General features: G+C 67.2%; 27 protein-coding genes. 14 read left to right on the top strand and 13 right to left on the bottom strand.

Translation table 11 applies throughout. The features are described from left to right. Positions 1-20: 20 nt before the first annotated feature. Positions 21-266, bottom strand: coding sequence for a helix-turn-helix domain-containing protein (locus GKO32_RS35185; protein ID WP_154761239.1), 246 nt, complete (start codon positions 264-266; stop codon positions 21-23). 164 nt (positions 267-430) lie between these two features. Beyond that, positions 431-2,029, bottom strand: a complete 1,599-nt coding sequence (locus GKO32_RS35180; RefSeq protein WP_154761238.1) for an alpha/beta hydrolase — start codon at positions 2,027-2,029, stop codon at positions 431-433. A 182-nt stretch (positions 2,030-2,211) separates the two neighbouring features. Here GKO32_RS35180 and GKO32_RS35175 point away from each other — a divergent pair, with 182 nt between their 5' ends. From GKO32_RS35175 to GKO32_RS35165, 3 genes are read left to right on the top strand one after another with little or no spacing between them, the layout of a single operon-like run. Beyond that, complete coding sequence (locus tag GKO32_RS35175; protein ID WP_154761237.1) at positions 2,212-2,490, top strand: DUF3311 domain-containing protein; 279 nt, start codon at positions 2,212-2,214, stop codon at positions 2,488-2,490. Continuing rightward, complete coding sequence (gene mctP / locus GKO32_RS35170) at positions 2,487-4,151, top strand: monocarboxylate uptake permease MctP (RefSeq protein ID WP_154761236.1); 1,665 nt, start codon at positions 2,487-2,489, stop codon at positions 4,149-4,151. Before GKO32_RS35175 ends, mctP begins: the two co-directional genes overlap by 4 nt. A gap of 1 nt (position 4,152) precedes the next feature. After that, positions 4,153-4,722, top strand: a complete 570-nt coding sequence (locus GKO32_RS35165; protein WP_154761235.1) for a peroxidase-related enzyme — start codon at positions 4,153-4,155, stop codon at positions 4,720-4,722. Here GKO32_RS35165 and GKO32_RS35160 read toward each other — a convergent pair whose 3' ends face one another. The 3 genes from GKO32_RS35160 to GKO32_RS35155 all read right to left on the bottom strand — a co-directional run bounded on the left by GKO32_RS35160 (position 4,723) and on the right by GKO32_RS35155 (position 7,333). Beyond that, positions 4,723-5,637: a bifunctional helix-turn-helix transcriptional regulator/GNAT family N-acetyltransferase gene (locus GKO32_RS35160; RefSeq protein WP_154761234.1), complete on the bottom strand. Its 915-nt coding sequence runs from the start codon at positions 5,635-5,637 to the stop codon at positions 4,723-4,725. Between the two features lie 170 nt (positions 5,638-5,807). Further along, positions 5,808-5,957: a hypothetical protein gene (locus tag GKO32_RS38245; protein WP_166459832.1), complete on the bottom strand. Its 150-nt coding sequence runs from the start codon at positions 5,955-5,957 to the stop codon at positions 5,808-5,810. A 179-nt stretch (positions 5,958-6,136) separates the two neighbouring features. Next, a complete protein-coding gene (locus GKO32_RS35155) occupies positions 6,137-7,333 on the bottom strand; it encodes an ATP-binding protein (protein WP_154761233.1) in 1,197 nt (398 codons plus the stop codon). 172 nt (positions 7,334-7,505) lie between these two features. Here GKO32_RS35155 and GKO32_RS35150 point away from each other — a divergent pair, with 172 nt between their 5' ends. After that, on the top strand, positions 7,506-7,964 hold the full coding sequence (locus GKO32_RS35150; RefSeq protein ID WP_312869105.1) for a DoxX family protein: 459 nt from the start codon (positions 7,506-7,508) through the stop codon (positions 7,962-7,964). A gap of 1 nt (position 7,965) precedes the next feature. On the opposite strand, the gene GKO32_RS35145 is transcribed toward GKO32_RS35150, so the two are convergent. Then, positions 7,966-9,237 carry an acetyl-CoA C-acetyltransferase gene (locus GKO32_RS35145; RefSeq protein ID WP_154761232.1) on the bottom strand — a complete coding sequence of 424 codons (1,272 nt, stop codon included), beginning with the start codon at positions 9,235-9,237 and terminating at the stop codon, positions 7,966-7,968. Positions 9,238-9,296: 59 nt separating this feature from the next. On the opposite strand from GKO32_RS35145, the gene GKO32_RS35140 reads away from it, so the two are divergent. Next, positions 9,297-10,640 (top strand): 3-oxoacyl-ACP reductase, encoded by a 1,344-nt coding sequence (locus GKO32_RS35140; protein ID WP_154761231.1) that lies wholly within the window; start codon positions 9,297-9,299, stop codon positions 10,638-10,640. Then, positions 10,640-11,497 carry a MaoC family dehydratase gene (locus GKO32_RS35135; protein ID WP_154761230.1) on the top strand — a complete coding sequence of 286 codons (858 nt, stop codon included), beginning with the start codon at positions 10,640-10,642 and terminating at the stop codon, positions 11,495-11,497. Before GKO32_RS35140 ends, GKO32_RS35135 begins: the two co-directional genes overlap by 1 nt. Here GKO32_RS35135 and GKO32_RS35130 read toward each other — a convergent pair. Then, positions 11,457-12,107: a TetR/AcrR family transcriptional regulator gene (locus GKO32_RS35130; RefSeq protein WP_312869104.1), complete on the bottom strand. Its 651-nt coding sequence runs from the start codon at positions 12,105-12,107 to the stop codon at positions 11,457-11,459. The genes GKO32_RS35135 and GKO32_RS35130 overlap by 41 nt on opposite strands. A gap of 70 nt (positions 12,108-12,177) precedes the next feature. Here GKO32_RS35130 and GKO32_RS35125 point away from each other — a divergent pair, with 70 nt between their 5' ends. After that, a complete protein-coding gene (locus GKO32_RS35125; protein ID WP_312869103.1) occupies positions 12,178-12,729 on the top strand; it encodes an SCP2 sterol-binding domain-containing protein in 552 nt (183 codons plus the stop codon). On the opposite strand, the gene GKO32_RS35120 is transcribed toward GKO32_RS35125, so the two are convergent. Next, positions 12,726-13,154: an FxsA family protein gene (locus tag GKO32_RS35120; protein WP_154761228.1), complete on the bottom strand. Its 429-nt coding sequence runs from the start codon at positions 13,152-13,154 to the stop codon at positions 12,726-12,728. The two genes, GKO32_RS35125 and GKO32_RS35120, sit on opposite strands and share 4 nt — an antisense overlap. 142 nt (positions 13,155-13,296) lie before the next feature. On the opposite strand from GKO32_RS35120, the gene GKO32_RS35115 reads away from it, so the two are divergent. From GKO32_RS35115 to GKO32_RS35100, 4 genes are all read left to right on the top strand, one after another. After that, positions 13,297-15,111: an NHL domain-containing thioredoxin family protein gene (locus GKO32_RS35115; RefSeq protein ID WP_312869106.1), complete on the top strand. Its 1,815-nt coding sequence runs from the start codon at positions 13,297-13,299 to the stop codon at positions 15,109-15,111. A gap of 61 nt (positions 15,112-15,172) precedes the next feature. Further along, positions 15,173-15,466, top strand: a complete 294-nt coding sequence (locus GKO32_RS35110; protein ID WP_154761244.1) for a GroES family chaperonin — start codon at positions 15,173-15,175, stop codon at positions 15,464-15,466. Positions 15,467-15,483: 17 nt separating this feature from the next. Beyond that, positions 15,484-17,346: a VanW family protein gene (locus tag GKO32_RS40010; protein ID WP_312869102.1), complete on the top strand. Its 1,863-nt coding sequence runs from the start codon at positions 15,484-15,486 to the stop codon at positions 17,344-17,346. A gap of 53 nt (positions 17,347-17,399) precedes the next feature. Then, positions 17,400-17,777: a hypothetical protein gene (locus GKO32_RS35100; RefSeq protein ID WP_312869101.1), complete on the top strand. Its 378-nt coding sequence runs from the start codon at positions 17,400-17,402 to the stop codon at positions 17,775-17,777. A gap of 43 nt (positions 17,778-17,820) precedes the next feature. On the opposite strand, the gene GKO32_RS35095 is transcribed toward GKO32_RS35100, so the two are convergent. Further along, on the bottom strand, positions 17,821-18,096 hold the full coding sequence (locus GKO32_RS35095; protein WP_154761226.1) for a GlsB/YeaQ/YmgE family stress response membrane protein: 276 nt from the start codon (positions 18,094-18,096) through the stop codon (positions 17,821-17,823). A gap of 110 nt (positions 18,097-18,206) precedes the next feature. On the opposite strand from GKO32_RS35095, the gene GKO32_RS35090 reads away from it, so the two are divergent. Continuing rightward, positions 18,207-18,527 (top strand): ArsR/SmtB family transcription factor, encoded by a 321-nt coding sequence (locus tag GKO32_RS35090; RefSeq protein WP_312869100.1) that lies wholly within the window; start codon positions 18,207-18,209, stop codon positions 18,525-18,527. Then, positions 18,517-19,008 (top strand): SRPBCC family protein, encoded by a 492-nt coding sequence (locus GKO32_RS35085; protein WP_154761225.1) that lies wholly within the window; start codon positions 18,517-18,519, stop codon positions 19,006-19,008. The genes GKO32_RS35090 and GKO32_RS35085 overlap by 11 nt, the downstream gene beginning before the upstream one ends. A 6-nt stretch (positions 19,009-19,014) precedes the next feature. On the opposite strand, the gene GKO32_RS35080 is transcribed toward GKO32_RS35085, so the two are convergent. The 4 genes from GKO32_RS35080 to GKO32_RS35060 form a co-directional block, all read right to left on the bottom strand. Next, positions 19,015-20,862, bottom strand: a complete 1,848-nt coding sequence (locus GKO32_RS35080; RefSeq protein WP_154761224.1) for an acyl-CoA dehydrogenase — start codon at positions 20,860-20,862, stop codon at positions 19,015-19,017. Positions 20,863-20,995: 133 nt separating this feature from the next. Then, positions 20,996-21,787, bottom strand: a complete 792-nt coding sequence (locus GKO32_RS35075) for a response regulator transcription factor (RefSeq protein WP_154761223.1) — start codon at positions 21,785-21,787, stop codon at positions 20,996-20,998. A 199-nt stretch (positions 21,788-21,986) separates the two neighbouring features. Further along, complete coding sequence (gene mug, locus GKO32_RS35070; protein ID WP_154761222.1) at positions 21,987-22,541, bottom strand: G/U mismatch-specific DNA glycosylase; 555 nt, start codon at positions 22,539-22,541, stop codon at positions 21,987-21,989. Positions 22,542-22,763: 222 nt separating this feature from the next. Next, positions 22,764-23,390, bottom strand: coding sequence for a VanZ family protein (locus GKO32_RS35060; RefSeq protein WP_154761221.1), 627 nt, complete (start codon positions 23,388-23,390; stop codon positions 22,764-22,766). A 385-nt stretch (positions 23,391-23,775) separates the two neighbouring features. Here GKO32_RS35060 and GKO32_RS35055 point away from each other — a divergent pair, with 385 nt between their 5' ends. Beyond that, positions 23,776-24,513 carry a GGDEF domain-containing protein gene (locus tag GKO32_RS35055; RefSeq protein ID WP_312869098.1) on the top strand — a complete coding sequence of 246 codons (738 nt, stop codon included), beginning with the start codon at positions 23,776-23,778 and terminating at the stop codon, positions 24,511-24,513. Positions 24,514-24,896 lie beyond the last annotated feature (383 nt).

The following is a 24,896-nucleotide window of genomic DNA, read 5'->3' as shown; positions in this document are numbered from 1 at the left end:
GACACGCTTCGCGTGGCTGTCTAACCTGTGGGTACCGCGCCGCGGAGGGCTTCGAGTGGGAGCCCGACCGCGTCGGCGAGCGCAACGACGGTGAAGAAGGCCGGTGTCGGGATGCGGCCGGTCTCGATCTTGCGCAGGGTTTCCACCGAGATCCCGGCCTCGGCGGCCACCTCCACCATGCTGCGCGCACCGCGTGCTTCCCGCAGGACCGCCCCCAGCCGCTCGCCGCGTGCACGTTCGGCTTCGGTCAGCGGCACACGCACCATGCCGACAGTCTATCTGGCCCCAGCAACGAAAACTGGGCGAGCGCGAAGCGGGCCACCCCCACTCACAGTGGTCGGGCTGTTTTCACATCTGCCGCCAACGTTGTCCGGGTCTAGTTGCCCACAACCTGTGGATAAATCTGTGCACAGGTTGTGGGCAACCATGATCAGGCGCCCGGAGGCACTGGAAGCGGCATCCCCGGCAGGCTCTGATCGTCCGGCACGATTCCGTCCACGAGGTAGTTCTCCACAACCTTGTCCACGCCCGCGTTCCCGCTGGCGTAGATCCCGTGGTCCCCCTCACCGGTCACCGTGATCATCCGCGAACCCTTGAACTTCTCGTGTGCGCGCTGGGCGCCCTCGATCGGCGTCGCGGGGTCGTGGGTGGACTGGACCATCAGAATCGGCGGCACGTCATGCCCGTCGAGTACCGGCAGCGGCGCCGGCTGGTTTTTCCAGAAGATGCACGGCTGCACGATCCAGCCCCAGCCCAGCAGCGGGTAATCGGGGCCGAGCTGTGCCGACTGACGGATCGCGGTCTGCCGGTTTCCCAACCACGGACCTTCGTTGCACGGAATGGTCCAGAAGCTCGCGTCGTACGCGTCGTCGTAGTCGGTCGGCACGACCAGCGGCTGCGGGCCGAGCGCCTTCTCGTCGGCGCGTGAGGACTTGACCTTCTTCTTCGCCGACACCTGCTGCTCGGCCGGCGTGGTGTTCTGCGTCAGCTTCCGCACGTTGACGAGAAAGTCGGCCAGCCCGGGGAAATCGCGCTTGCTGTAGAGCTCCGATGCGATGAACGAGTCGAACTCGTTGGCAGACAGCGGCGAGCCGTCCACGTCGACCGGCTGCTTGGCCAGTACCGCGCGAACGTTTTCGTAGGTTTGCCGCGCAGCCTCACCGTCGGTGCCGAAGTGGTACAGGTTGTCGTATTTCGCCATCCACGGCAGGAAGTCCTCGCGCCAGCGGCGCTCGAAACCCTGCGGCTGCCCGTCGAACGACTTCTGCCAGGTGGTGGTGAACTCGGTGTTCGAGTCGAGCACGAACCGCCCGGTGCGGTCCGGGAAGGCCTGCGCGTAATGCGCGCCCAGCCAGGTGCCCGCCGAGTAGCCGACCCAGTTCACCGTGTCCCGGCCCAGCAGCACGCGCAGCAGATCCAGATCGTGCACCGTCTGGTCGGTGGTGATCAACGGGCCCAGCTCGCCCGACTTCACCTGGCACGAGTCGGCGGCGTACTTCGTCGCGTCCAGGATCAGGTTGAGGTTGCCGTGGCTGCGGTCACGCGGGTCGAGCGTGTTGCCGGTGCCGATCGCGCCTCCGCAGGTGATGTTCGTGCTCTTCCCGGTCCCGCGCGGGTCGAACCCGACGATGTCCTGGTGCTCGCGCAGCTTCGACTGATTGCGCAGCCGCGCCGGGAAGAGCCGGCCGGGCGCACCGGGACCACCAGGGTTGACGAGCACGCTCGCGGTCGCGTCGCTCGTCGCCTTGAGCCTGCTGACGGCAATCGTGAGATCGATGTTCTCGGTCGGCCGGGACCAGTCGCGCGGGGTCTGGAAGGTGGCGCACTCGATGCCCTCCGCGCCCGCCGGCGGGGTTTGCCCGGACAACTCGTCCGAGGTGCAGGTATGCCAGCTCAGCACCTGGCCCGTGTACTTCGCCGGAATATCGGTGCTGTTCAACGGCTCCCCGGCCGCATAGGCCACGGTGCTGCCCGCCAGCAGGGTGCCGGCAAGTGCCGGGATCACCACCGCAGCGCGAATCGACCTCATACTCTCCCCTTCGTCACTGTGACGACGCAATCGGTCGCACATTGATATCGGGCGGGAGCAATCCCGGCAACCTGCCTTTGTCGGTCGTTTACTGTCCGAATCGATATCCCGGACACCCGTGACGAGGCCGTGACGAAGACTTAAAGTTCTAGAGCTGTCCCATATGGTGGATGTGAGGTCTGATGTCTGGCAAAGCCGCAGGGAGGGTCACCGGGCTGCAGATCAGCGCCTGGAACCTGGTCCTGCTGATCCCGTTGTTGATGTTGGTCACTCCGTGGTTCAACTTCGACAAGCCGAGATTCCTCGGGTTGCCGTTCTTCTACTGGTTCCAGTTCGCCTTCGTGTTCGTCGGTGTCGCTGCGGTCGCCATCGTCTACGTGATGACGAAGGGTGCGCCGGTGGTGAAGGGCAAGCCGGACCGGCTGGCCGCGGAAGATCTGGACGAGGGAGGCCAGCGATGACGCCCGGTAGTGGCTTGGAGTGGACGCAGCTGTCGATCTTCGTGGTGCTGTTCCTGGTGGTGACGGTGCTCGGCTTCATGGCGGCGCGCTGGAAGGCGGCCGCGTCGCTCGACCACCTGGACGAGTGGGGTCTGGGTGGCCGCAAGTTCGGTGCGTGGGTCACCTGGTTCCTCGTCGGCGGTGACCTCTACACCGCGTACACGTTCGTCGCGGTGCCCGCGCTGGTGTTCGGCGCCGGCGCGCTCGGGTTCTACGCCCTGCCGTACACGGTGATCCTTTACCCGCTGGTGTTCCTGCCGGTGCTGCGCATGTGGTCGGTGTCCCGCTCACGTGGCTACGTGACGCCCGCGGACTTCGTGCGTGGCCGGTTCGGTTCGCCGACGCTGGCGTTCCTGATCGCGATCACCGGCATCGTCGCGACGATGCCGTACATCGCGTTGCAGCTGGCCGGTCTCGAGGCGGTGCTGCGCACGATGGGGCTCAACGGCTCCGGCATCGTCGGGCACCTGCCGTTGCTGATCGCGTTCGTCATTCTGGCGCTGTACACGTATCAGTCGGGATTGCGCGCACCGGCGTTGATCGCGTTCGTCAAGGACATCCTGATCTACCTGGTCATCCTGGTCGCGGTGTTCTACCTGCCGGCGAAGCTCGGCGGCTGGTCGCACATCATCGACACGTCCGCGGCGAAGCTGGCGCAGGTCAATCCGAAGACGCACAAGCCGGCCGGTTCGGTGCTGCTGACCGGGTCGAACCAGCTGCAGTACATCACGCTGGCGCTGGGTTCGGCGCTGGCGTTGTTCCTGTACCCGCACTCGATCACCGGGGTGCTCGCCTCGCGCGGCCGGCAGGTCATCAAGCGGAACATGATGGCGCTGCCGGCGTACTCGTTCCTGCTGGGGTTGCTGGCTTTGCTCGGTTACGTGGCGCTCTCGGTCGGGGTCAAGCCGATCACCAACGCCGCCACGGGCAACGCCGACTCCAACACGGTGGTGCCGGTGCTGTTCGACACCCAGTTCCCGTCGTGGTTCGCGGGGATCGCGTTCGCCGCGATCGGGATCGGCGCGCTGGTGCCGGCGGCGATCATGTCGATCGCGGCGGCGAACCTGTGGACGCGCAACATCTACAAGGAGTACCTGCACCGGAGCGCGACGCCGAGGCAGGAGGCGAAGCAGGCGAAGATCGCTTCGCTGGTGGTGAAGTTCGGTGCGGTGGCGATCATCCTGTTCATCGACCCGCAGTTCTCCATCGACCTGCAGCTCATCGGCGGTGTACTGATCCTGCAGACCCTGCCTTCGGTGGCGATTGCGCTGTACACCCGCTGGTTGCACCGCTGGGGCCTGATCGCGGGCTGGGTCGTCGGTATGGCGTGGGGCGTGATCATGCTCTACGGCATCCCGAACCCGAACACCGGGCACGCCCACTTCGGTGGCTCGGCGCTGTCCCTGGGCAGCCTGTCGATCTTCGGCTGGCATCCGTTCCCGGGTTCGGCGTTGCAGATCTACCCCGGATTCGTCGCGCTGGTGGCGAATCTCGTGGTGGCCGTGATCGTCACGGTGATCGCGCGGTCGATGAAGGTGTTCAACGGCCTGGACACCACGGAGCCGACGGATTACCACGCCGACGAGCACGACAAGGGTCTCCGTCCGATCGGCGTGCATTGACATGGAGGTGAGCCGATTCCCGGTCGTGGAGCTCGAGGAGCTGCCCGACGATCTCCGCGACCGGGTCGGTGCGATCGCCGAGAAATCCGGCTTCGTGCCGAATATTTTCCGTGCGCTGGGCCACCGTCCGGCGGAGCTGCGCGCCTTCCTCGACTACCACGATGCGCTGATGGAGCGGGAAGGCGGGCTGACCAAGGCCGAGCGCGAGTTGGTGGTGGTCGCGACGTCCGGCGCCAACCACTGCACGTACTGCGTGGTGGCGCATGGCGCGATCCTGCGGATCCGCGCGAAGGATCCCGAGCTGGCCGACCGGGTGTCGAGCAACCCGTGGCAGGTCGAACTCGACCGGCGCGGGCGTGCGATCGTCGAGCTTTCCCTTGCGCTGGCCCAGAATTCACACCTGTTCGGCGAGCAACAGTTAGCGGCAGCGCGCGAGGCCGGCCTGACCGAGGACGAGATCTGGGATATCGGCGCGATCGCCGCGTTGTTCGCGATGTCCAACCGTCTCGCGCATTTCACCGCACTGCAGCCGAATCCGGAGTTCTTCGACATGGGCAGGCACAAGCGCTGATCACCAGTCCAGCCGCCAGGTCTCGCCGACGAGGTCCACGCCGAAACTGTGGTGCGGGTCGCTTTTCACGAGTTCGAAGCCGGCTTTCGCGTAGATCGCCCGCGCCGCGGTGAGCACACTGTTCGTCCACAGCTCCATCGCCGTGTAGCCGTGGGCCTTGGCGAACGCGACACATTCCGCGACCAGCCGTTTCCCGAGGCCGTGCCCGCGAGCGGACGGCTCGACGAGCAACAGCCGCAGTTTCGCGGTGCGCTCGTCCGAGCCGCGGACGCAGAACACGCACCCGGCCCGTTGCCCGTCGAGTTCCGCGATCCACGCGGCTTCCCGTGCGGGGTTGTGGTTTTCGATGTAGTCGGCGACGATGCGCGCGACGAGCGCTTCGTAGGTGGTGTCCCAGCCGTACTCCTGCGTGTAGATCGCGCCATTGCGTTGCACGACCCAGCCGAAGTCACCTGGCCGGGGCGGGCGCAGCACGATCGTGGCGTCCCGTGGCCCGTCGCCGACGAGCGTCGTGATCGCGTGCATGGACCCGAGCAGGCGGTGTTGCTCCTCGTCGGTGAACCGGTTGAGCAGGTGCCCGACCTGGTCGTTCGTGCGTTGTTCGAGCGAATGTTGCGCCGCGTGGCCGGCCTTGGTGAGACGGATCAGCTGGCGCCGGGCGTCCGTGCCGGATCGTTCACGGGTCAGCAGGCCGCGGGCTTCGAGCTTGCCGAGCAGGCGGCTGGCGTACCCCGCGTCCATGCCGAGCCGGCGCCGGAGCTCGGTCACCTCGGTGACCGTCTGCTGCTCGAGTTCGTAGAGGACGCGCGCTTCGCTGAGGGAGTACTCGGTGCCCACAAGCCCTTCGTCGAGGGCTCCGATCACGCCGGTGTAGAGCCGGTTGAACGCGCGGACTCGGGCGACCCGGTCATTCATTGCCCACCTCAACTAATTCGTTGACTTAGTCAAAGAGTAGTACGGGGCCGGGCAATGGAAAACCCCGTGATGCTGCCAGGTCGGGGGTCCGCCAGCATCACGGGGTCATCAGGGGTATCGCCACCTTCGACGGCGACGTTACAACCACGATCTTATGTGGTCCAGATCACTCAGCGCATGTGGATCTGGTGAGCCTGCGCGATCGCGATCAGCTCCTGCCGCACGGTCGCGGTGGCGGCGGTGTCGATGGCCCGGTTCACCGCCCGGCGGGTACGGGTCTGCGCACGGCGTGCCCGAAGCTTCGCGGCGATGTTGCTCATGGGTTCCCATCTCCTTGGAGGTCTTGATGACTACTTCCTTAGTATGCACCTTTTTTCACAAGCGTTCCATCGATTATTCGGTGATCTGGCGCACGGACCGATGAATCGTCGGCCAGGGCGCCGTATTGAAGACGATCTTGACATCTAGTCATAACGCTAGAAAGTCGTAGAAGCTGCGATCAATCGTCGGCGCGGCCGAGCAGGTAGTGCCCGAAGTGCGGCACGGTGAAGGCGATGAGCCCGCGCTCGGCCGAGTAGACGAGCCCCTTTTTCATCAAGCTGTCCCGCGCCGGCGACAGCGACGACGGCTTCCGGCCCAGGTAGACGGCGATGTCCGAGGTGCCGGCGCCCTCGTCGCGGCCGTGCGTCAGCTCGGCCATCGCCCGCAGGTACTCGCGCTCGGCCGGGGTCGCCCGCTCATAGCGCGACCCGAAGAAGCCGACCGCGAGCTCCTGCTCGGCTTCCGGCGCGGCGACCTGCACGTCTTTCATCGTGATGGGGTCGGCGGGCGCGGCGTCCCACGCGGCTTTCCCGTACGCCTGGATGAAGTACGGGTAGCCGCCGGACGCGTCGAACAACGCGTCGAGTGCCTCGGGTTCGATATCCGCTTCCTCACGCTCGATCGGCGCGAGCACCGCACGGTCGGCGTCCGCGCGGTCGAGCCGGTCGATTCGCGCGTACCGGAACAGCCGCTCGGAGTAGGACTTCGAGGCGGACAGCACCGCGGGCACGTGCGGCAGTCCCGCGCCGACGACGACCAGCGGCGCGCCGGACTGCGAAAGTTCGTGGCAGGCCGCGCACAAGGCCGACACATCGGGTGCCTTGAGGTCTTGCATCTCGTCGATCAGGATGACCGCGCCGGTGCCCACGTCCGCGGCGAGCTCGGCGACATCGGTGAACAGCTCGACCAGGTCGATCTCGATATCGCCGGAGTCGGCGCGCCCCTGCGCGGCCGGCACGTCGATGCCAGGCTGCCAACGGTCGCGCAGCTTCGCGTCCGCCTTGTTCGCCTTGAGCGCAAACGCTTTCAGCACGCCAAGGACCTCTTCGACCCGGTCCGGTGCGCGATGGCGAACCGCCAGGTCGCGGATCGCCCGGTGCAGCGCCGCCGACAGCGGGCGCCGCAGCTCGGCGTCCGGGCGGGCCTCGATCTTGCCCGCACCCCAGCCGTGTTTCACCGCCATCGAGCGCAGCTCACCGAGCAACACCGTCTTGCCGACACCCCGTAATCCGGTCAGGACAAGGCTTCGCTCGGGCCTGCCTCGCGCGACCCGTTGCAGCACCACCTCGAACGCCTGCAGTTCGCGCTCGCGCCCGGCGAGTTCGGGCGGCCGCTGCCCGGCACCAGGGGCGAACGGGTTCCGGATGGGGTCCATCCGTAGGACGGTATCCAGCTTTCTAGCGCTGCCCTGATATTTGCCGAGAAAGCGCTATCGGCGTGTCGCTACGGTTTTCTAGCAGAATCTAGTTTCGAGAAAATACTTGGATAGAGATTCGCAGAGACCGGAACGGGGTACCCCTCGCCGAACCGAGAGAAAGGTGATGACCGTGATTCTCCGTCGGCTGGCCAGGCCTCTGGTGGCGGGCATCTTCGTCTACGGCGGATGGAACGCCCTGCGGCTGACCGAAATGCACGCCGAGGCGGCGAAACCCTTGCTGGACAAGACGCTCGGCGAGTCCTCGCCGGACCCGGTCAACCTGGTGCGGGCGGACGCGCTGGTGAAGATCATCGCCGGCACCACGTTCGCGACCGGCAAGCTCCCCCGGCTCTCCGCGCTCGCGCTGGCAGGCAGCCTCGTCCCGACCACGGCCGCCGGGCACCCGTTCTGGGAGGCCAAGGGCGAGGACAAACAGCAGCAGCTCACGCACTTCCTCAAGAACGCCGCGCTGCTCGGCGGTCTGCTGATCGCCGCCGCGGACACCGAGGGCAGGCCGTCGGTGGGCTGGCGGGCCCGGCGCGCCGCCAAGGTGACCTCCAAGGCGGCGCGCGAAAAGCTGCCCAGCTGAGCTACTTCTCCAGTATCGCCGTGATGCCCTGACCGCCGGCCGCGCAGGTCGAGATCAGGCCGCGCCCGGAACCCTTCTCGTGCAACAGTTTCGCGAGCGTGGCCACGATCCGTCCGCCGGTCGCGGCGAACGGGTGACCGGCCGCGATCGAGGAGCCGTTGACGTTGAGTTTCGTGCGGTCGATCGCGCCCAGCGGCGTCTCGAGGCCCAGCTTCTCCTTCGCGAAGGCCGCGTCCTCCCAGGCCTTCAGCGTGGCGAGCACCTGGGAGGCGAACGCCTCGTGGATCTCGTAGAAATCGAAGTCTGGCAAGGACAAACCGGCCTTGGCGAGCATCCGTGGCACGGCGTACACGGGTGCCATCAGCAGCCCTTCGCCGCCGTGGACGTAGTCGACCGCCGCGGTCTGCGAGAACGTCAGATATGCCTGTACCGGCAACCTGTGGGCCTTCGCCCACTCTTCGCTCGCCAGCAGCACCGTGGACGCGCCGTCGGTAAGCGGCGTGGAGTTGCCCGCGGTCATCGTGCCGGACTTGCCGCCGAACACCGGCTTGAGCTTCGCGAGCTTCTCGGCCGTCGAGTCGGGGCGCAGGTTCTGATCGCGCGTCAGTGTGAGGAACGGCGTGACGAGGTCGTCGAAGAAGCCCCGGTCATACGCCGCGGCCAGCCGCTGGTGGCTGGTCGCGGCCAGTTCGTCCTGTGCCTCGCGCGAAATGTCCCATTCCTTCGCCGTCAGTGCGGCATGCTCGCCCATCGACAGGCCGGTCCGCGGCTCGGCGTTGCGCGGGATTTCCGGCACGATCTGGCCTGGCCGCAGCTTCGTCAGCAGCCGCAGCCGCTCCCCGAGCGACTTCGCGGAGTTGAGCCGCACCAGGATGCGGCGCAATTCGTCGTTCACCGCGAGGGGTGCGTCGGACGTCGTGTCGACGCCGCCCGCGATGGCCGAGTCGAGCTGCCCGAGCGCGATTTTGTTGGCCACGTTGACGATCGCCTGCAGCCCGGTGCCGCAGGCCATCTGCACGTCCGACGCCGGAGTCTCCGGTGCGAGCCTGCTGCCGAGCACGACCTCCCGCGCGAGGTTGAAATCGCGGGCATGTTTCAGCACGGCGCCGGCAGCGACCTCGCCGATCCGCTCGCCCTGCAGGGAGAACCGGCTGACCAGCCCGTCCACCGCGGCGGTGAGCATGTCCTGGTTCGAGGCCTGGGCGTACGCCCCGTTCGAGCGCGCGAACGGAATCCGGTTGCCGCCCAGGATCGCGACCTTGCGAACATCCATGGCTTCCAGTGTAACCTACTGGCCAGTAGGTACCAGTCCAGAGCAAGGGAGGGCCACTGATGGTCGACCGCTATCAGCAGTTCACCAGGACTCCCCTTGGGAAGTTCCTGGTGCCCAAGCTGGGTCTGCCCAGCCCCGCCACGCTGCGCCGGTACCGGCCCGGTCAGCCGCCGCTCGATGGTCCCGCACTTCTCGGCGCCGCGCCCGGCGGACGGCTGGCGAAGACGGTGCGGGCGCAGCTCGCCGACGCCGGGATCGAGGTGCTGACCGAGTCCGTCGCGGACCAGCGATACGGCGCGCTCGTGTTCGATGCCACCGGCATCACCGAGCCCGAGCAGCTGCGCGAGCTGCACCTGTTCTTCCACCCGGTGATCCGGAAGGTCGGCGCGTCCGGTCGCGTCGTCGTGCTCGGTACCCCACCCGAGCTGGCCGGTGGCCGGGAGCGGATCGCGCAGCGCGCGCTCGAAGGATTCGTGCGCACGGTCGGCAAGGAGCTCAAGCGGGGCGCGACCGCGCAGCTCGTCTACGTCGCTGATGGCGCCGAGGAAGCCGCGGAGTCCACACTGCGGTTCGTGCTGTCCGCGAAGTCCGCGTTCGTCGACGCGCAGGTCATTCGTGTTGGTACCGAAGGCATTCCGGCCGTGTCTGCACCGGAGAGCTGGGAGAAACCGTTGGCGGGCAAGGTCGCGCTGGTCACCGGGGCCTCGCGCGGAATCGGCGCGGCGATCGCCCAGGTCTTCGCGCGCGACGGCGCCCAGGTGGTCGCGCTCGACATCCCGGCGCAGGGTGCGGAGCTGTCGCGGGTGGCGAACAACGTCGGCGGTTCGGCGCTGCAACTCGACCTCACCGCCGCCGACGCGCCGGACAAACTCGCCGCGTACCTGAAGGAACGGCATGGCGGCGTGGACATCGTCGTGCACAACGCCGGCATCACGCGGGACAAGACACTCGGCAATCTCACCGAAAGCGCCTGGAACGCGGTGCTCACCGTGAACCTGACCGCGCAGCTCGCGATCAACGACAAACTCCTCGCCGACAAGGTGCTGCGCCAGGGCGGCCGCATCATCGGTGTTTCGTCGATCGCCGGGATCGCCGGCAATCTCGGCCAGTCCAATTACGCCACCAGCAAGGCGGGCGTGATCGGGATGGTCAACGAGGCCGCGCCGGGGCTCGCCGAGTACGGCGGCACGATCAACGCCGTCGCGCCGGGGTTCATCGAGACCAAGATGACGGCCGCGGTGCCGCTCGTCATTCGCGAGGCAGGGCGGCGGTTGTCCAGTCTCGGCCAGGGCGGGCTGCCGGTCGATGTCGCGGAAACCATTGCCTGGTATGCGAATCCGGCTTCGGCCGCGGTGAACGGCAACGTGGTCCGGGTGTGCGGACAGGCGCTGCTGGGGGCGTGATGAGGACGAAGGAACTGCACGCCGCTCCTCGGCTGGCGCCGCTGTACGCAAAGGCGATACTGCCGTCGCGACGTGGTGAGACGTTGCCGGACACCGAATACGTGCGTCCGGACATCACGTTCGACCCCGCGCATCTGGCGGCCTACAACCAGGTTTGCGGGTTCCGGTTCACCGGCGAGCTCCCCGTGACCTATCCGCACCTGCTCGCGTTCGGACTACAGCTGGCGCTGATGACGCAGCCGGACTTCCCGTTCCCGTTGCTAGGCATGGTGCACGTGGCGAATCGGATCACGCAGCACCGGCCCGTCCGGCTGGATGAGACCGTGTCGATCCGGGTACGAGCGGAAAACCTGCGCCCACACGAAAAAGGCCATCAGTTCGATGTCCTCAGTGAACTGTCCACTGCGGACGGTGTGATGTGGACGGAGGTCAGCACCTATCTCAGGCGCGCCTCCGGTACCGGGTCATCCGGTAAGCAGCTCGCCGCGCCTTCACCGAAGGCGATCTGGCGTGTGCCCCGCGACATCGGCCGTCGTTACGCCGAGGTTTCCGGTGACCGCAACCCGATCCACCTGCATCCGTTGACGGCGAAGCTGTTCGGGTTCCCGGCGGCCATCGCACACGGTATGTGGACGAAGGCGCGCACGCTCGCGGCGTTCGAAGGGCGGCTGCCGGACGCCTACACCGTGGACGTGCGGTTCAAGCTTCCTGTGCTGCTGCCGGCGAAAGTCGCGTTCACGTCGTGGGAAACTCCCGATGGCTGGGCATTCGAGCTGTGGAACGCGCGCAAACCCCTGCCACACCTGGGAGGCACGGTCAGCTCGGTTGCCAGATCTCGCCCTCGAGAAGATCGTTGAACCCCAGCCACACCAGGTTCATCAGCCACGACGCGAGCACGCCTTCGGACACGTCGGAATGGTCCAGCCACCAGTCCGCCAGCGATTCCGCCGCCCCGACAAGGGAAACAGCCAGCGCGGGCCCGGAGAACTCGGCAGCGGGGCCGAGCCCCTTCTTGGTGCCGGCGGTGACCACGAGCGCGGCGACCATGTCGATCGCCTTGCTGCGCAACTGGTTTATCTCTCCCGCGAACTGCCCGCCGACGGTGAGCGCCTGGCGATGCAGCACCGTCCAGGAGTCTCGATGCTCGGCGACGAACCGGTAGAACGCACGCAGCCCGTGCCACAGTTGCATGTCCGGCGGCAGTTCGGAGCGAATCCCCATCCGCACCGCTTCGAGCAGGCGTGCGGCCTCACGCCGGATGCACTTGGCGAACAGGTCCTCCTTGGCGCCGAGATAGGAGTAGATCATCGGCTTGGAAACGCCGGCGACGTCGGAGATCTCGTCCATGGACGCTGAGTGGTACCCGTGCTGGGAGAACACCTCGACAGCGGCATCGAGGATCTGCCGCTCGCGGACGGCTCTCGGCAGGCGCCGCGACCGGGCTGGGGATCTCACTTCTTCGGTCACCCCCAAGAAGCTACATGCTTGCCTTCTCACCGGTACGGTCAATTCACCAACCCGACCGAAAGCAGGTGCTGTGTCTTCGGACGTCATCGACGCATTGGCGCGCCGGCTCGATCTCGCGAGGCTGAGCGCCGAGCAGTTCATCCGGCTACTGGAAACGCTGCACATGCTCGACACCGCCGGTGCCGGCGTGCGGTTGCGCGCGATGTCCACCGAAACACTGGTCGACGTGGTCCGGCGAGCGTCGAAGGAGCAGTTGCGCGCGCTGGCCTGCCATCCGGAACTGCGCCGGTTGTTCCTTGAGGAAATCTTCCGGCGCATGTCGGATCATTTCTTGCCCGAAAAGGCCAAATACTCGTCGATGGTCGTCAACTGGCGATTCTCCGGTGGCGACGACGACGGTTTCGATCGGTTCCAGACGGTGATCGAGGACGGAATGTGCTTGTCCGGCGCGGATCTCGTCCGCGAACCGGACACCACGATCACGTTGGCCGCGGACGACTTCTTCCGGGTCGCCACCGGAAATGCCGCGGTGGCCACGCTGTTCGTGACCGGCAAGGTGCGCGTCAAGGGCGAGTACGCCCCCGCTGTGCGGTTCGCCGGGTTCTTCGCGTTGCCGGGTTAACGGCCCTCGATGACCGGGTGCGCGCGGTCGTCCTGCACGACTTCGCTGTCGACCACGATCACGCGATCAGCCGAGGGCATCCGCTTCTCCACCCGCCGCAGCCATGCTTTCCGCACCACAGCGCGCGACGGCGGCAGCAGCAACAGGAGTCCGGCGATGTCGCTCAGAAAACCGGGTACCAGGATCAGCAGACCACCGAGCCCGACGAGCATCCCGTCGGTGACCTCGGTCTGCGGCGAACGTCCGGCACGCGCCGCGGTCATGAACGCACGGGCCGCGCGGGCGCCTTCGCGACGCGCCAGCCAGGACCCGAACAACGCCCCCACGATCAGCAACCCCAGCATGCCGAGGATCCCTACAGCCGAGCTCACCGCCCAGACGGCGGCCACCTCGGCAACCACATAGAGCAGGAACAAAGCAGCCATGCCGGTTCAACGCGCGAGCCGGGCCGTTTGCTCCCCACGGCCATCGCGCCAGAGCTTGTGTGAAGTTTCACATGCCGGGCAATGGGAACAACTCACCGAGAACAGCTCGTTGTTGTGCAACGTGACCTCAGTGCAATCCCGGGTGCGCGCGCCCGAGCTGTCGGGCGAGCAGTGGCTCAACACCGGCGGGAAGCAGATCCGGCTCGCTGAGCTGCGCGGAAAGATCGTTCTGCTGGATTTCTGGACCTCCGGCTGCATCAACTGCCTGCACGTCCTGGACGAGTTGCGCCCGCTGGAGGAGGAGTTCTCCGACGTTCTCGTCACGCTCGGGGTGCACTCGCCGAAGTTCCGGCACGAAGGCGAGGCCACCGCGATCGAAGCCGCCGTCCGCCGGTCCGCGGTGCGGCACCCGGTGCTCAACGACCCGGAGATGCAAACTTGGTCGCAGTACGCGGTGAAGGCGTGGCCGACGCTGGTGATCGTCGACCCGGCGGGCTACGTCGTGCACACCGCCGCCGGTGAGGGACATGCCGAGGCGTTGCGCCGGGTCATCACCGAGCTGGTCGACCGGCACGGGGCCGACGGCACGTTGCGCCGCGGCGGCACCCTTTACGTGCCGGCCGACGAGTCTCCGCACGAGCTGGCCTTCCCCGCCAAGGCGGTCGCGACGGCCGAGGGCCGCATCCTCGTCGCCGACACCGCGCACCACTCCATCGCCGAGTTCGCCTCGGACGGTGAGACGGTCGTCCGCCGGTTCGGCAGCGGCGAGCGAGGGGCCGCGGACGGCGCGTTCGACATCGCGAGTTTCGCTGAACCGTCCGGCCTGACCCTGTTGCCCGCCGAAGTCGCCGGCAAGGTCGGCTACCACCTGGTGGTCGCCGACACGGCCGGGCACCTGCTGCGCGGGATCAACCTCGTCAACGGCGAAGTGTCCACTGTGGCCGGTACCGGAAAGCAGTGGCGCAACGGTGAAACGGACGGCGCCGCAAGGGAAATCGACCTGACGAGTCCATGGGATGCCGCCTGGTGGGACGCGTGCGGCGGCGTCGTGATCGCCATGGCGGGCAACCACACGCTGAGCGTGTTCGACCCGGTCAAAGGCACGATTTCGCGGTACGCCGGCACGACGGTGGAAGGCCTGCGTGACGGTGCGCTCGCCGAGGCGTTCTTCGCGCAGCCATCCGGCCTTGCGGTGCAAGGAAAGCGGCTGTGGCTCGCCGACGCCGAGACCTCCGCGCTGCGGTGGATCGAGGACGGTCAGGTGCACACCGCCATCGGCACCGACCTGTTTTCGTTCGGCCACCGCGACGGCGACGCCGACGACGCGCTGCTGCAGCATCCGCTCGGCGTGGCCGTCCTACCTGACGGCACGGTCGCCATCGCCGACACCTACAACGGCGCCATCCGCCGGTACGACCCGGGAAGCGGCAAGGTCGCCACGATCACCGAAGGCCTTGCCGAGCCCTCCGGGCTCCTCGTCACCGAGGACGCGTTGCTCGTCGTCGAGTCGGCCGCGCACCGGTTGCACGCGTTGTCGCTGACCGCCGAAACGACCATGCACACCGGTGACGCGCAGGCCGTGCGCCGCCCGCCGAGCGAGCTCGCGCCGGGCGAGGTCGAGCTGTCGGTGGTGTTCACCCCGCCCCCGGGCGAAAAACTCGACGACCGGTCAGGCCCGTCGACCCGGCTGGAGATCAGCGCGTCCCCGGCAGAGTTGCTCGTCGACGGCGGTGGCACGGGCACCGAACTGACCCGCACGATCACGCTCGCCGAGGGGCACACCGAGGGTGTGCTGCAGATCGTCGCGCAGGCGGCAAGCTGCGATTCCGCGGCCGAGCATCCGGTCTGCCGGGTCACCCGCCAGGACTGGGGTGTGCCGATCCGGTTCACCGCCGATGGTCCTCGAACCCTGCAACTCATCCTCGCGGGCTCACTGGAGACAGGATCGGGTGCGTAGCATTACTGGCGTGTCGGAAGGCAAAACGCTGCCGGGTCCGGGCCCGAAGCTGGAAATCCAGATGTTGAACGACCGGGTGCTGGTCAGGCTGTCCCCGGAAGAAGGGGAACGCCGCAGCAGTGGCGGAATCGTCATTCCCGCGACGGCGCAGGTGGCGCGCCGTCTCGCTTGGGGCGATGTACTCGGCGTAGGCAGTAATGTGCGCAACGTGAAGATCTCCGACCGCGTCCTGTTCAACCCTGAGGACCAGCTGGAGGTCGAGGTTCAGGGCGAGGCGTACCTGGTCATGCGCGAGCGTGACATCCACGCCGTCGCGACTGAACGAACGGAGCACGGAACGGGGTTGTACTTGTAGCTCGCCGGAGGGGTGAGGTGCGCGAGGACCACTACTGGCCGGACTGGGACTCCGACAACGAGCGGACCGAGCAGGTCATCGGTCCGCGGGCCGCACCCGAGTTCCTGGCGGAGGAACCCCTCGACGCGCACGAGGACGCGCTGGCCGAGGAACTGCTCGACGGCGACCGGATCACCCGTGGCCCGCGCTCTCCCGGAAAGCGCTTGCTCGGCAAGGTCCTCATGGTCACCGGCGGAGTGCTGGCCCTCGGTGTCGTGCTGTACACGGTCGATCTCGTGCTCAGCGCCGGTGAGGTGCCGCGCGGAGTCGTGGTGGCCGGGGTGGATGTCGGGGGCCTCAGCCGTGGTGACGCGGAATCAAAGCTGCGCGGCGAACTGGAACCACGGCTGAGCGAGCCGGTCCCGGTCGTCGCCGGTGACGTGCGCGCGAGCCTTGACCCGACGCGCTCAGGGCTTGGCCTCGACTGGCCGTCAACCCTCGCGCAGGCCGGGCACCAGCCCCTCGACCCACTCGACCGGATCCGCTCGTTCTTCACGAAACACCAGGTCGATGTGGTGACCACAGTGGACCCGGATGCGCTCATCCAGTCCGTCGGCAGGCTCGCGACCGAGAAACTCAACCACCCGCCGACCGAAGGCGGCATCGGTTTCCGTCCTGGCGACGGGACGGGCGTGACGCCGTATGCGATCGAACCGCGCGAAGGCCAGACACTGCAGGACGTGCAAGACGCCGCGAACCTGGTCCGGGCGCGCTGGCTCGACAAGACGGGCGTGCCGTTGCCGGTTGTGTTCACCCCGGTGAAGGCCACATCCGCCGGGGTGCACTCGGCACTGGACAACCTCGTGCAGCCCGCGGTGGCCGCGCCGGTCGTGGTGCACGGCGACGGTGCGGACGCGCTCCTGACCCCGGTCGCCATCTCACGTGCCATGCGCTTCGCGCCGCGCGACGACGGGGCCCTCGATGTCAGCGTCGACCCGGCGACGTTGCGGGACGAGCTGCAACCGCAGCTGGCGCCCACGGAGAAGCCGGGCAAGGACGCGCGGATCGTGTTCAACGGTGCCGGGCCGGCGGTCCAGCCTTCGGAGGACGCCCGCCGGATCGACTGGACCGAGACCCTGCGGCCGCTGATGGCGGTCTTCGTCAAGACCGACGGGCGCGACCTGCCCGTCCAGTACCGTGGCCAGAAGCCGAAGCTGAGCACCGACGACGTGAATGCCTTGGGTATCAAGGAAATCGTCGGCGAGTTCAGCACGGGCGGGTTGTCCGGCGCCGCGGCCACGAACGTCCAGGCGATGGCGGCCAAGGTGACCGGCGCCGTACTGAAACCGGGCGACATGTTCAGCCTGCGGGGCCGGACCGGGCCGTACGGCGCCGGTTTCGTGCCCGCGGCGGTCAACGAGGACGGCACCGGCCCGACGGTGACCGGCGGTGGGGTTTCGCAGTTCGCGACCACGCTGTACAACGCCGTGTACTTCGCGGGCCTGTCCGACGCCGGGCACACCGAGCATCCCTACTACCTCGACCGCTACCCGCTCGCCCGCGACGCGATCGCGATCCGGGACGACGGTTCCCCGGTCGATCTGCGCTTCACCGACGATCTCGCCGGCGGGATCGCGATCGAGGCGTACACGTCCGGCTCGACCGTAACCGTACGGATCTGGGGCACCCGGCAGTACCGCGTCGAGAGCGGCACCGGCTCACGCACGGACTTCGTCGCGCCACCCATCCAGACGGCCCCGCCGGGCTGCCGGTGGTCCGCCGGGTCGCCCGGGTTCAGCGCCGCGGACACCCGGGTGCTGTACGACCTGACCTCCGGCACCGAAGTCCGCAGGACCACCCGGACGGTCACATATGCTCCGCGGCCCGCGGTGATCTGCTGACTGTCCGATACTCTCCGTTGCCAGGTGTAACTCTGTGCTGTGGAGGTGTTTTCGTGACGAAGTGGTCGTCCGCCAGGGCGCTCGTGATGTGTGCGGGTATCGCGGGTGCGATGGTGACGTGGGCGCCGGCGGCGAGTGCGGCAGGCGCGGAACCCGCGCTCGTGCATGCGTCACCCGTGAACGACTGCAAGCTCAACGTTCGTACGGGCGCCGACGCCGGTGCGACCTTGTTGACCACGCTCACCTGCGTCAACTACACGACCTGTGCGTCGGCTTCGGACGTGCCGTGCGGGCCGTACGTGACGGGTGGGGTCTACAGCTGCGTTGGTGCGGACGGCAAGGAGCTCACTGACAACCGGTGGGCCGAGGTGTCCTGGCGGGTGCCGCAGAAGTCCTACGTGGCGGTCGGCTGCGCCGCGTTCCGGCCGTAGCGCGAAGTTTGGGGGGAAGGCAGCGCGCCTTCCCCCCAAACAGCTACCTTCCGACTCGGCGCCTGCCGAACGCACCACTGGCCAGGCCCACACCGACTGCGGCGAGCCCCACCTGTGTGATGAGTTCGAGCCAGTCGAAGCCCTTGGTGTCCGCATAACCGGCGCCGCGCGCGATCGCGGTGCCGATGAACGCCGCCACGATGCCGATCACGATGGTCAACCAGATCGGGATTCCCTGCCTACCGGGTACGACGAGACGTCCCAGCGCGCCGATGATGAGACCGACGATGATCGCCGAGATGATTCCGCTGATAGTCATCGAAACTCCTTATCTCTTCGGCGTCTTGGGAATACCGTAGCGGTTCTTCAGGCAAACCTCCGAGAACGTATCTGTTGACGCTTATATACGCCTAGCGTAATACTTTCGACGTGGATGTGTTCGAAGCCGTGGCGGAACCACACCGCCGTGAGTTGCTCGATCTACTGGCCGAAGGTGCGCGCTCGGCGGGTGAGCTGGTGGCCGGTCTGCCCGCGCTGACCCAGCCCGCCGTGTCCCGGCATCTGCGCATTCTGCGCGAAGTCGGTCTGGTCGAGGTGAAACCGGACGGGCAACGCCGTATCTACGCGCTGCGCGCCGACGGCCTGCGCGAGATCGACGCATGGATCCAGCGTTACCGCTGCTACTGGCCGCGGCATCTGAAAGCGCTCGAAAAACACTTGTCCCGGAAGGATTCTCCCGATGAGCGATGACCTGGGCACGCTGAGTTTCGACGGCGAGTACGCGATCATGACGTTCCACCGCCGCCTGCCGCACCCGATCGACGAGGTGTGGGCGGCGATCACGGATCCGGTCGAGCGCAAGGCGTGGTTCGGCGAGACCACGATCGACGGCGAGACGATCGAGATGCTGCCTGACGAACCGCCCGCGGCACCCGACGCGAAGCGCATGACCGGCCGCATCCTGGTCTGGCAACCTCCGCACGTGTTCGAGCACGAGTGGCACCAGCGGATCGTCGAGGACAGTGTGGTCCGCTACGAGCTGACCGATGACGGTGACGGCACGTTGCTCACGTTCACCCACCGCGGCCTTTCGGAACGCAACGCCAAGGGCTTCATCCCCGGCACGCACGCGTTCTTCGATCGGCTCGCCGCGCATCTTTCCCGGCAACCGCTGCCGGTGTGGTCGGAGAGGTACGCGGAGCTGGCGCCCGCGTACCCCTCCTGGGCGTGACCGGGATCAGAACGCGCTTTCCGGGACCTCCATGAGGTCGTTGTCGGCGGCCTCGACGATCGCGCGCCGGGCGGTCAGCTCGGGCAGCACCGTCTTCGCGAAGAACGACGCCACCGCGATCTTGCCCTGGTAGAACGCCTGGTCCCTGGCCGAAGCACCGTCCAACTTGGACAGTGCGACCTCGGCGTGGCGCAGCAGCTGCCAGCCGACGAGCAGGTCACCGGTCGCGAGCAGCAGGCGCACCGTGTGCTGCCCGACCTTGTACAGGTTCGTCGCGTCTTCCTGCGAGGCGGTCAGGTAACCGATCATGGCGCCGAGCATGCCCTGCACGTCTTCGAGGGCCTGCTTGAGCAGCTGCCGCTCGGTCTTGAGCCGGGCATCGGACTCCGACCCGGTGTCTCCCACGAACTGGGTGATTTCGTTCGCGAGATAACCCAGTGCCTGGCCCTTGTCACGGACGATCTTGCGGAAGAAGAAGTCCTGCGACTGGATGGCCGTGGTGCCTTCGTACAGCGAGTCGATCTTCGCGTCGCGGATGTACTGCTCGATCGGGTAGTCCTGCAGGAAACCGGAGCCACCGAGGGTCTGCAGCGACTGCACGAGCTGCTCGGTGGCGCGCTCGGAGCCGACGCCCTTGACGATCGGCAGCAACAGGTCGTTGACGCGCTCGGCGAGCTTGAGCGATGCCTCATCGCCGTCCTTGGTCCAGATCTTGTCCTGGAACGACGCGGTGTACAGGTAGACCGCACGCAACCCCTCGGCGTAGGCCTTCTGCAGCATCAGCGACCGCCGCACGTCGGGGTGGTGGGTGATGGTGACCCGTGGCGCGGCCTTGTCCAGCATCTGCGTCAGGTCCGCGCCCTGCACGCGTTCCTTGGCGTACTCGAGCGCGTTGAGGTAGCCCGTCGACAGCGTCGCGATCGCCTTGGTGCCGACCATCATCCGGGCGTACTCGATGACCTGGAACATCTGCGCGATGCCGTCGTGCACGTCGCCGAGCAGCCAGCCCTTGGCGGGAACGCCGTGCTGGCCGAACGTCAGCTCCGTGGTGGTGGAGACCTTGAGGCCCATCTTGTGCTCGACGTTGGTGACGAAGGCGCCGTTGCGCTCACCGAGCTCGCCGGTTTCGGTGTCGAAGAGGAACTTCGGCACGAGGAACAGCGACAGACCCTTCGTGCCGGGCCGGGGTTCGATGCCCGGACCTTCGGGGCGGGCCAGCACCAGATGCATGATGTTCTCGGTCATGTCCTGATCGCCCGAGGTGATGAACCGCTTTACGCCGTCAAGGTGCCAGGTGCCGTCCTCCTGCAGCACGGCCTTGGTGCGCCCGGCGCCGACGTCGGAACCCGCGTCGGGCTCGGTCAGCACCATGGTGGCGCCCCACGCGCGCTCGATCATGATCCGCGCCCAGCGCTTCTGCTCCTCGGTGCCGTTGCGGTCGAGGATCATCGCGAAGTTCGGCCCGGCCATGTACATGAACAGCGCCGGGTTCGCGCCGAGGATCAGCTCCGAGGCGGCCCACTGCACGGTCGGAGGCAGGCCGAGCCCGCCGAGTTCGTTGGGCAGACCGAGGCGCCACCACTCGCCGTCCCAGAGCTGCTGGTAGCTCTTCTTGAACGACTCCGGCAGCGTGGCCGAGAAGGTCTTCGGGTCATAGACCGGCGGGTTGCGATCGGCGTCCGTGAAGGACTCCGCCAGTGGGCCGGTGGCGAGATTGTTCAGCTCGGACAGCGCGCCGCGGGCGGTCTCCTCGTCGGAGTCCGCGAGTACGCCCTTGCCGAGGCGGTCTTGGACGCCGAGCACCTCGAAGAGGTTGAACTCCAGGTCTCGGACGTTGCTCTTGTAGTGGCCCATGTCGTCGCTCCGTTGGTATCGAGTCTTCCGGCTGGGCGCATGCTGGTCCCGTTACTGGCCGGTAACATCAGGATATTACCTGCGGGTAACCGCAGCAAGGGTAATCAGCCCGTTGTGATCATCGGACCACCGGTCAGCGCGAGCGGTACTCCTCGAGACCTGGGGGCGATTGTGGGGACTGACCAGCGGATCCGCGCTCAGGCGGGTCCTCGGTCTGCGCGATCAGGATGCCGCCACGGAACGCGATTGTGACCGCGTGCGTGCGGTCGCGCGCGGACAGCTTCCGCAGAATGCTCTTCACGTGGGTGCGGACGGTTTCGACGGAGAGGTAGAGGATCTTCGCGATCGCCGCGTTCTCCAGACCTTCCGCGACGAGCTGCAGCACCTGGAACTCACGTCGCGACAGCGGCATCCGCGGCCGGCGCGTGGCCACGACGGGGTCCCCGGCCCGGAAGCCTGGTCGTTGCTGGGCGGTCAGCGGTGCCAGCGCGGGGTCGACGTAGCGCCGGTCCAGGTGTACCCGCCGGATCGCCTCGACGAGCCTGCGGGCTTCGGCTGTGCGCGGCAGTGCGCCGTGCGCGCCCGAGACGGTCGCGATCTGCAGGTACGCCGCGGTCCGGTGCGTTTCGCGCACCAGCACGATGATCAGCAACGCCGGATCGCCGCTGGTCAGCAGCTTGGTCAGATGGCCGTTCGGATCGAGTCCGGAGTCGAGCAGGATGACGTCGGGATGCACCTGCTCGGCGAGCTGCAACGCGGCGTGCGGATTCCCGGCGTGCCCGGCCCAGTGCAGGCCCGGCGTGCGCTGGACGATCGCGGACAGTCCCTCACGGCAGAACGGCACCGGATCGACGGCTGCGATCCCGAGGCTGCGGGTCGGCGGAGAACCCTGTGGCGCCCGGACTGGTTCGTTACTGCGCGTCATCAGAAAACTCCGTCTCCCACGGGTCAGTGCCGGGACGCCGGGCCTGGACGGCGTCGCCCCCCTTCGGCGGTCCGTCCCGGGACTCCCGGCGCCACGAACCGATCCCCCCTGCTGGGACCGGTCTGGCCTGACACTTCGTCCATTGTGGGACTTGACGGGCCAAGGGGTGTGACGCGGGCTCACCCACTAGAGCGAAGAACTACTCTGAGTAGAACTTTTCGCGAACGGAAGCGAACGCCTGTGCGAGTGTCGCCGGGGTCCAGTGCGCGTTGAGACCGCTCGGATTCGGCAGGACCCACACGGCTGTCCCTGCGATCGGATCGGGTTGCGGCCCGACGACGGCCTTCGGGTGGCCGAAAGCCGTTCGGTACGCGCTGATCCCGACGACGGCGAGGCAGCGCGGACGGTAGCGCTCGAGTTTGCCGGCCAGGATGTCGGCGCCGGTGCGTAGTTCGTCGTCGGTCAGCTCGTCGGCCCGCGCGGTCGCCCTGGCGACGATGTTCGTGATGCCGAGGCCCAGGTCGAGCAGCTGGTTCTGCTCACTCGGGTCCAGCCGCCGCTCGGTGAACCCGGCGGCATGCAGCGCGGGCCAGAACCGGTTCCCCGGCCGAGCGAAGTGGTATCCCGTGGCGCCAGAGTAGAGGCCCGGGTTGATCCCGCAGAACAAGACGCGCAATCCGGGCCCGATCACGTCGGGGATCGTCGTCCCGTGCGCTGCCGCGAGCTGCGCTTTGTCCGGCCGGAAAGCACCCATAACCGGTCAAATTTTAACCATCGGCTCCACGGAAGGTGGCAAAACGCTCACCGAGGGCGTACTGTGTGTGATCTGCCACACAAGGACGACGCCAAAGGAGGCGGCGTGGGACTTGGGATCGTCCTCGGCCTCGTAGTGCTGATCTTCACGGCGGCTGCGCTGACCGTGGCCCTGGAAGACCGGCGTGCCGCGCGCCGGGAAGCTGTCCGACGGGCCGCGCGACTAGCGCGCCTCGGTGAGGTGGACCCTCTCGCGCCCAGCCGCCTCCGCACGGATCGCTGACCGCAGGGTCAAGTACAGCGCCCCGGCGAGCCAGCCGAGCATCGCGCCGCTGGTGTTGGTGATCAGATCGTCCACGTCGAAGATCCGGTATTGTATCGGCGCCGTGCCCCAGTTCGCGGTCAGCTGCGTCATCTCGATCAGCAGCGAGCAGCCGAAACCCAGCAGCATCGTCCCGGCGAAGCCCCGCCGCCACAGCAATCGAGCGAGAATGCCGAGCGGCACGAACAACACCACGTTGAGCGCCATCTGCTCGAACGCCGTCGTGGTCAGCACGTGCACCAGACCGGAGCCCGCCGCGTCCGACCGCGCATCGGTGATCCACTGGAACGGCACCAGCTGAATGGTCTGCGCCAATGGCCGCATGCGTGGACCGGGCAGGGGCAGGAAGACGACCGCGAGCGCGAGGCACGCGTAGCACAGCACTGCTGCGGTTCGCGCCAGTCGCCACGGGACGATCCGGCCGAACCGGGCCCGCTGCCCGATCAGCTGCGGGATCACGATGATCGCCCAGCTCGCGAGGAATACGACGAAGCCGGTCGTCAAGGCTGTGACCTGCGGTGATTTCATGTTTTCGACGGTATGGTCCGGACCCCTCCCGCGAGATCGGCCGAGTAGCCGGACCGGGCGGCGGGGCATCGGCCAGATGGCCGATCAACCAAGGCCTTCCCCCAGCAAGGTCACCCACCGCATTCAATTCGAAAAGTTGTCCCTTTATCCCGAGATATTGGCCGACTTTTCACGAAGAACTGTCGCCTCTTGTGATTCTCCTTTTGCAGCAAGGATTTTGCTGATGCAGGCGGTGACCGGACGGCGCGCGACGTGGGCCTGACGCGCCCTCTTCCGTAGCAATGCCGAACACGCACAGCCATGTGTCATCGTCCGGTTGAGCGATATTCACGTTTGCCCGTACGCGCTACTCAAGCGACGCCTCTATGTAGACGACAAGAACTGCGTGACGGAGGTGAATACGGTGACGCCGAAGCAGGTCGCGCCTGACGAGGCAAGCCTGCACGAGTCGATCGCCGGCGCGCTCGCGTCACAAGGCGACTGGCGCCGCGCGTACGAGCACCTGCGAGTGGCGCTCGACATCGAGCGCGCCGAGCCGTCGATCCCCGAGCAGTTGCGCCGGGAGGTCGACCGGTTGCGCAGGGAGCGCGCGGAGGCGCGTGAGGAGAGCCTGCGAGACGCGCTCACGGCGGTGTACAACCGGCGTTATCTCGACCGGCGGCTGGACGATCTGCTGGCGGACGCGCGTAAACCGCTCGCCGTGGCGCTGGTCGACATCGATTTGTTCAAGAACGTCAACGACACGTTCGGTCACGTCATCGGCGACCAGGTCCTGCGCCGGGTGGCCGCGCTGCTGCGGGAAGGGTTGCCGTCGCACGCGTTCTGCGCCCGCTACGGTGGCGAGGAGTTCATGCTGGTGCTGCCGGCGGTCGAACCGGCCGCCGCGGTCAGGGTCGCCGAACTCGCCAGGGCCCGGGTCGCGGATCATCCCTGGTCGGCGTTGCGTGACGGTCTTTCGGTGACGATCAGCGTGGGCCTGGCATACGAGCCGGGTGAAGCGACGGCGAACCGGCGCCAGGTGATGGAGGCGGACGACCTCCTGTACGCGGCGAAACATGCGGGGCGTAATCGGGTCGCATATCGGGACCGCGCGGGCACCCGGGTCATTGAATACTGTCCGTAGTTCCCGGACGTAATTTCGCTTTTCGTCGGCACGATCGGTTCACCCGGTTTGCCGCGTACGGTGTCAACCCCTCGCACTCTGGGTGAAAAAACTCGCGGGAGGGTGTCGTCAAGAACGGCGAGTATCCGTACCATAACGATGCTCGTCGTCGAAACGATCATTGATGCGGGCAGTATTCCGCCTGCTGGAGACATGGAAAGGAGACCGGGTGCCAGACGATCATGCCGCCGGCCCCGGTTCCCGTGACGGTGATGGGCGCCCTCGTGGGCGCCGGCGGCGATCGATAGACACACACGGCGGGATCAGCGTTTCCGATGTGCTGGCGCAGCACACCGGCATCCGCCCGACCTTCGAGCCGACGGACGCGCCCAGCTCCCACGACC

The organism is Amycolatopsis pithecellobii, from assembly GCF_009707865.1.
Classification (GTDB): Bacteria; Actinomycetota; Actinomycetes; order Mycobacteriales; family Pseudonocardiaceae; genus Amycolatopsis_E; species Amycolatopsis_E pithecellobii.
Note: the sequence above shows the minus strand (reverse complement) of the source record. Positions and strands in the feature narration are given on the sequence as shown.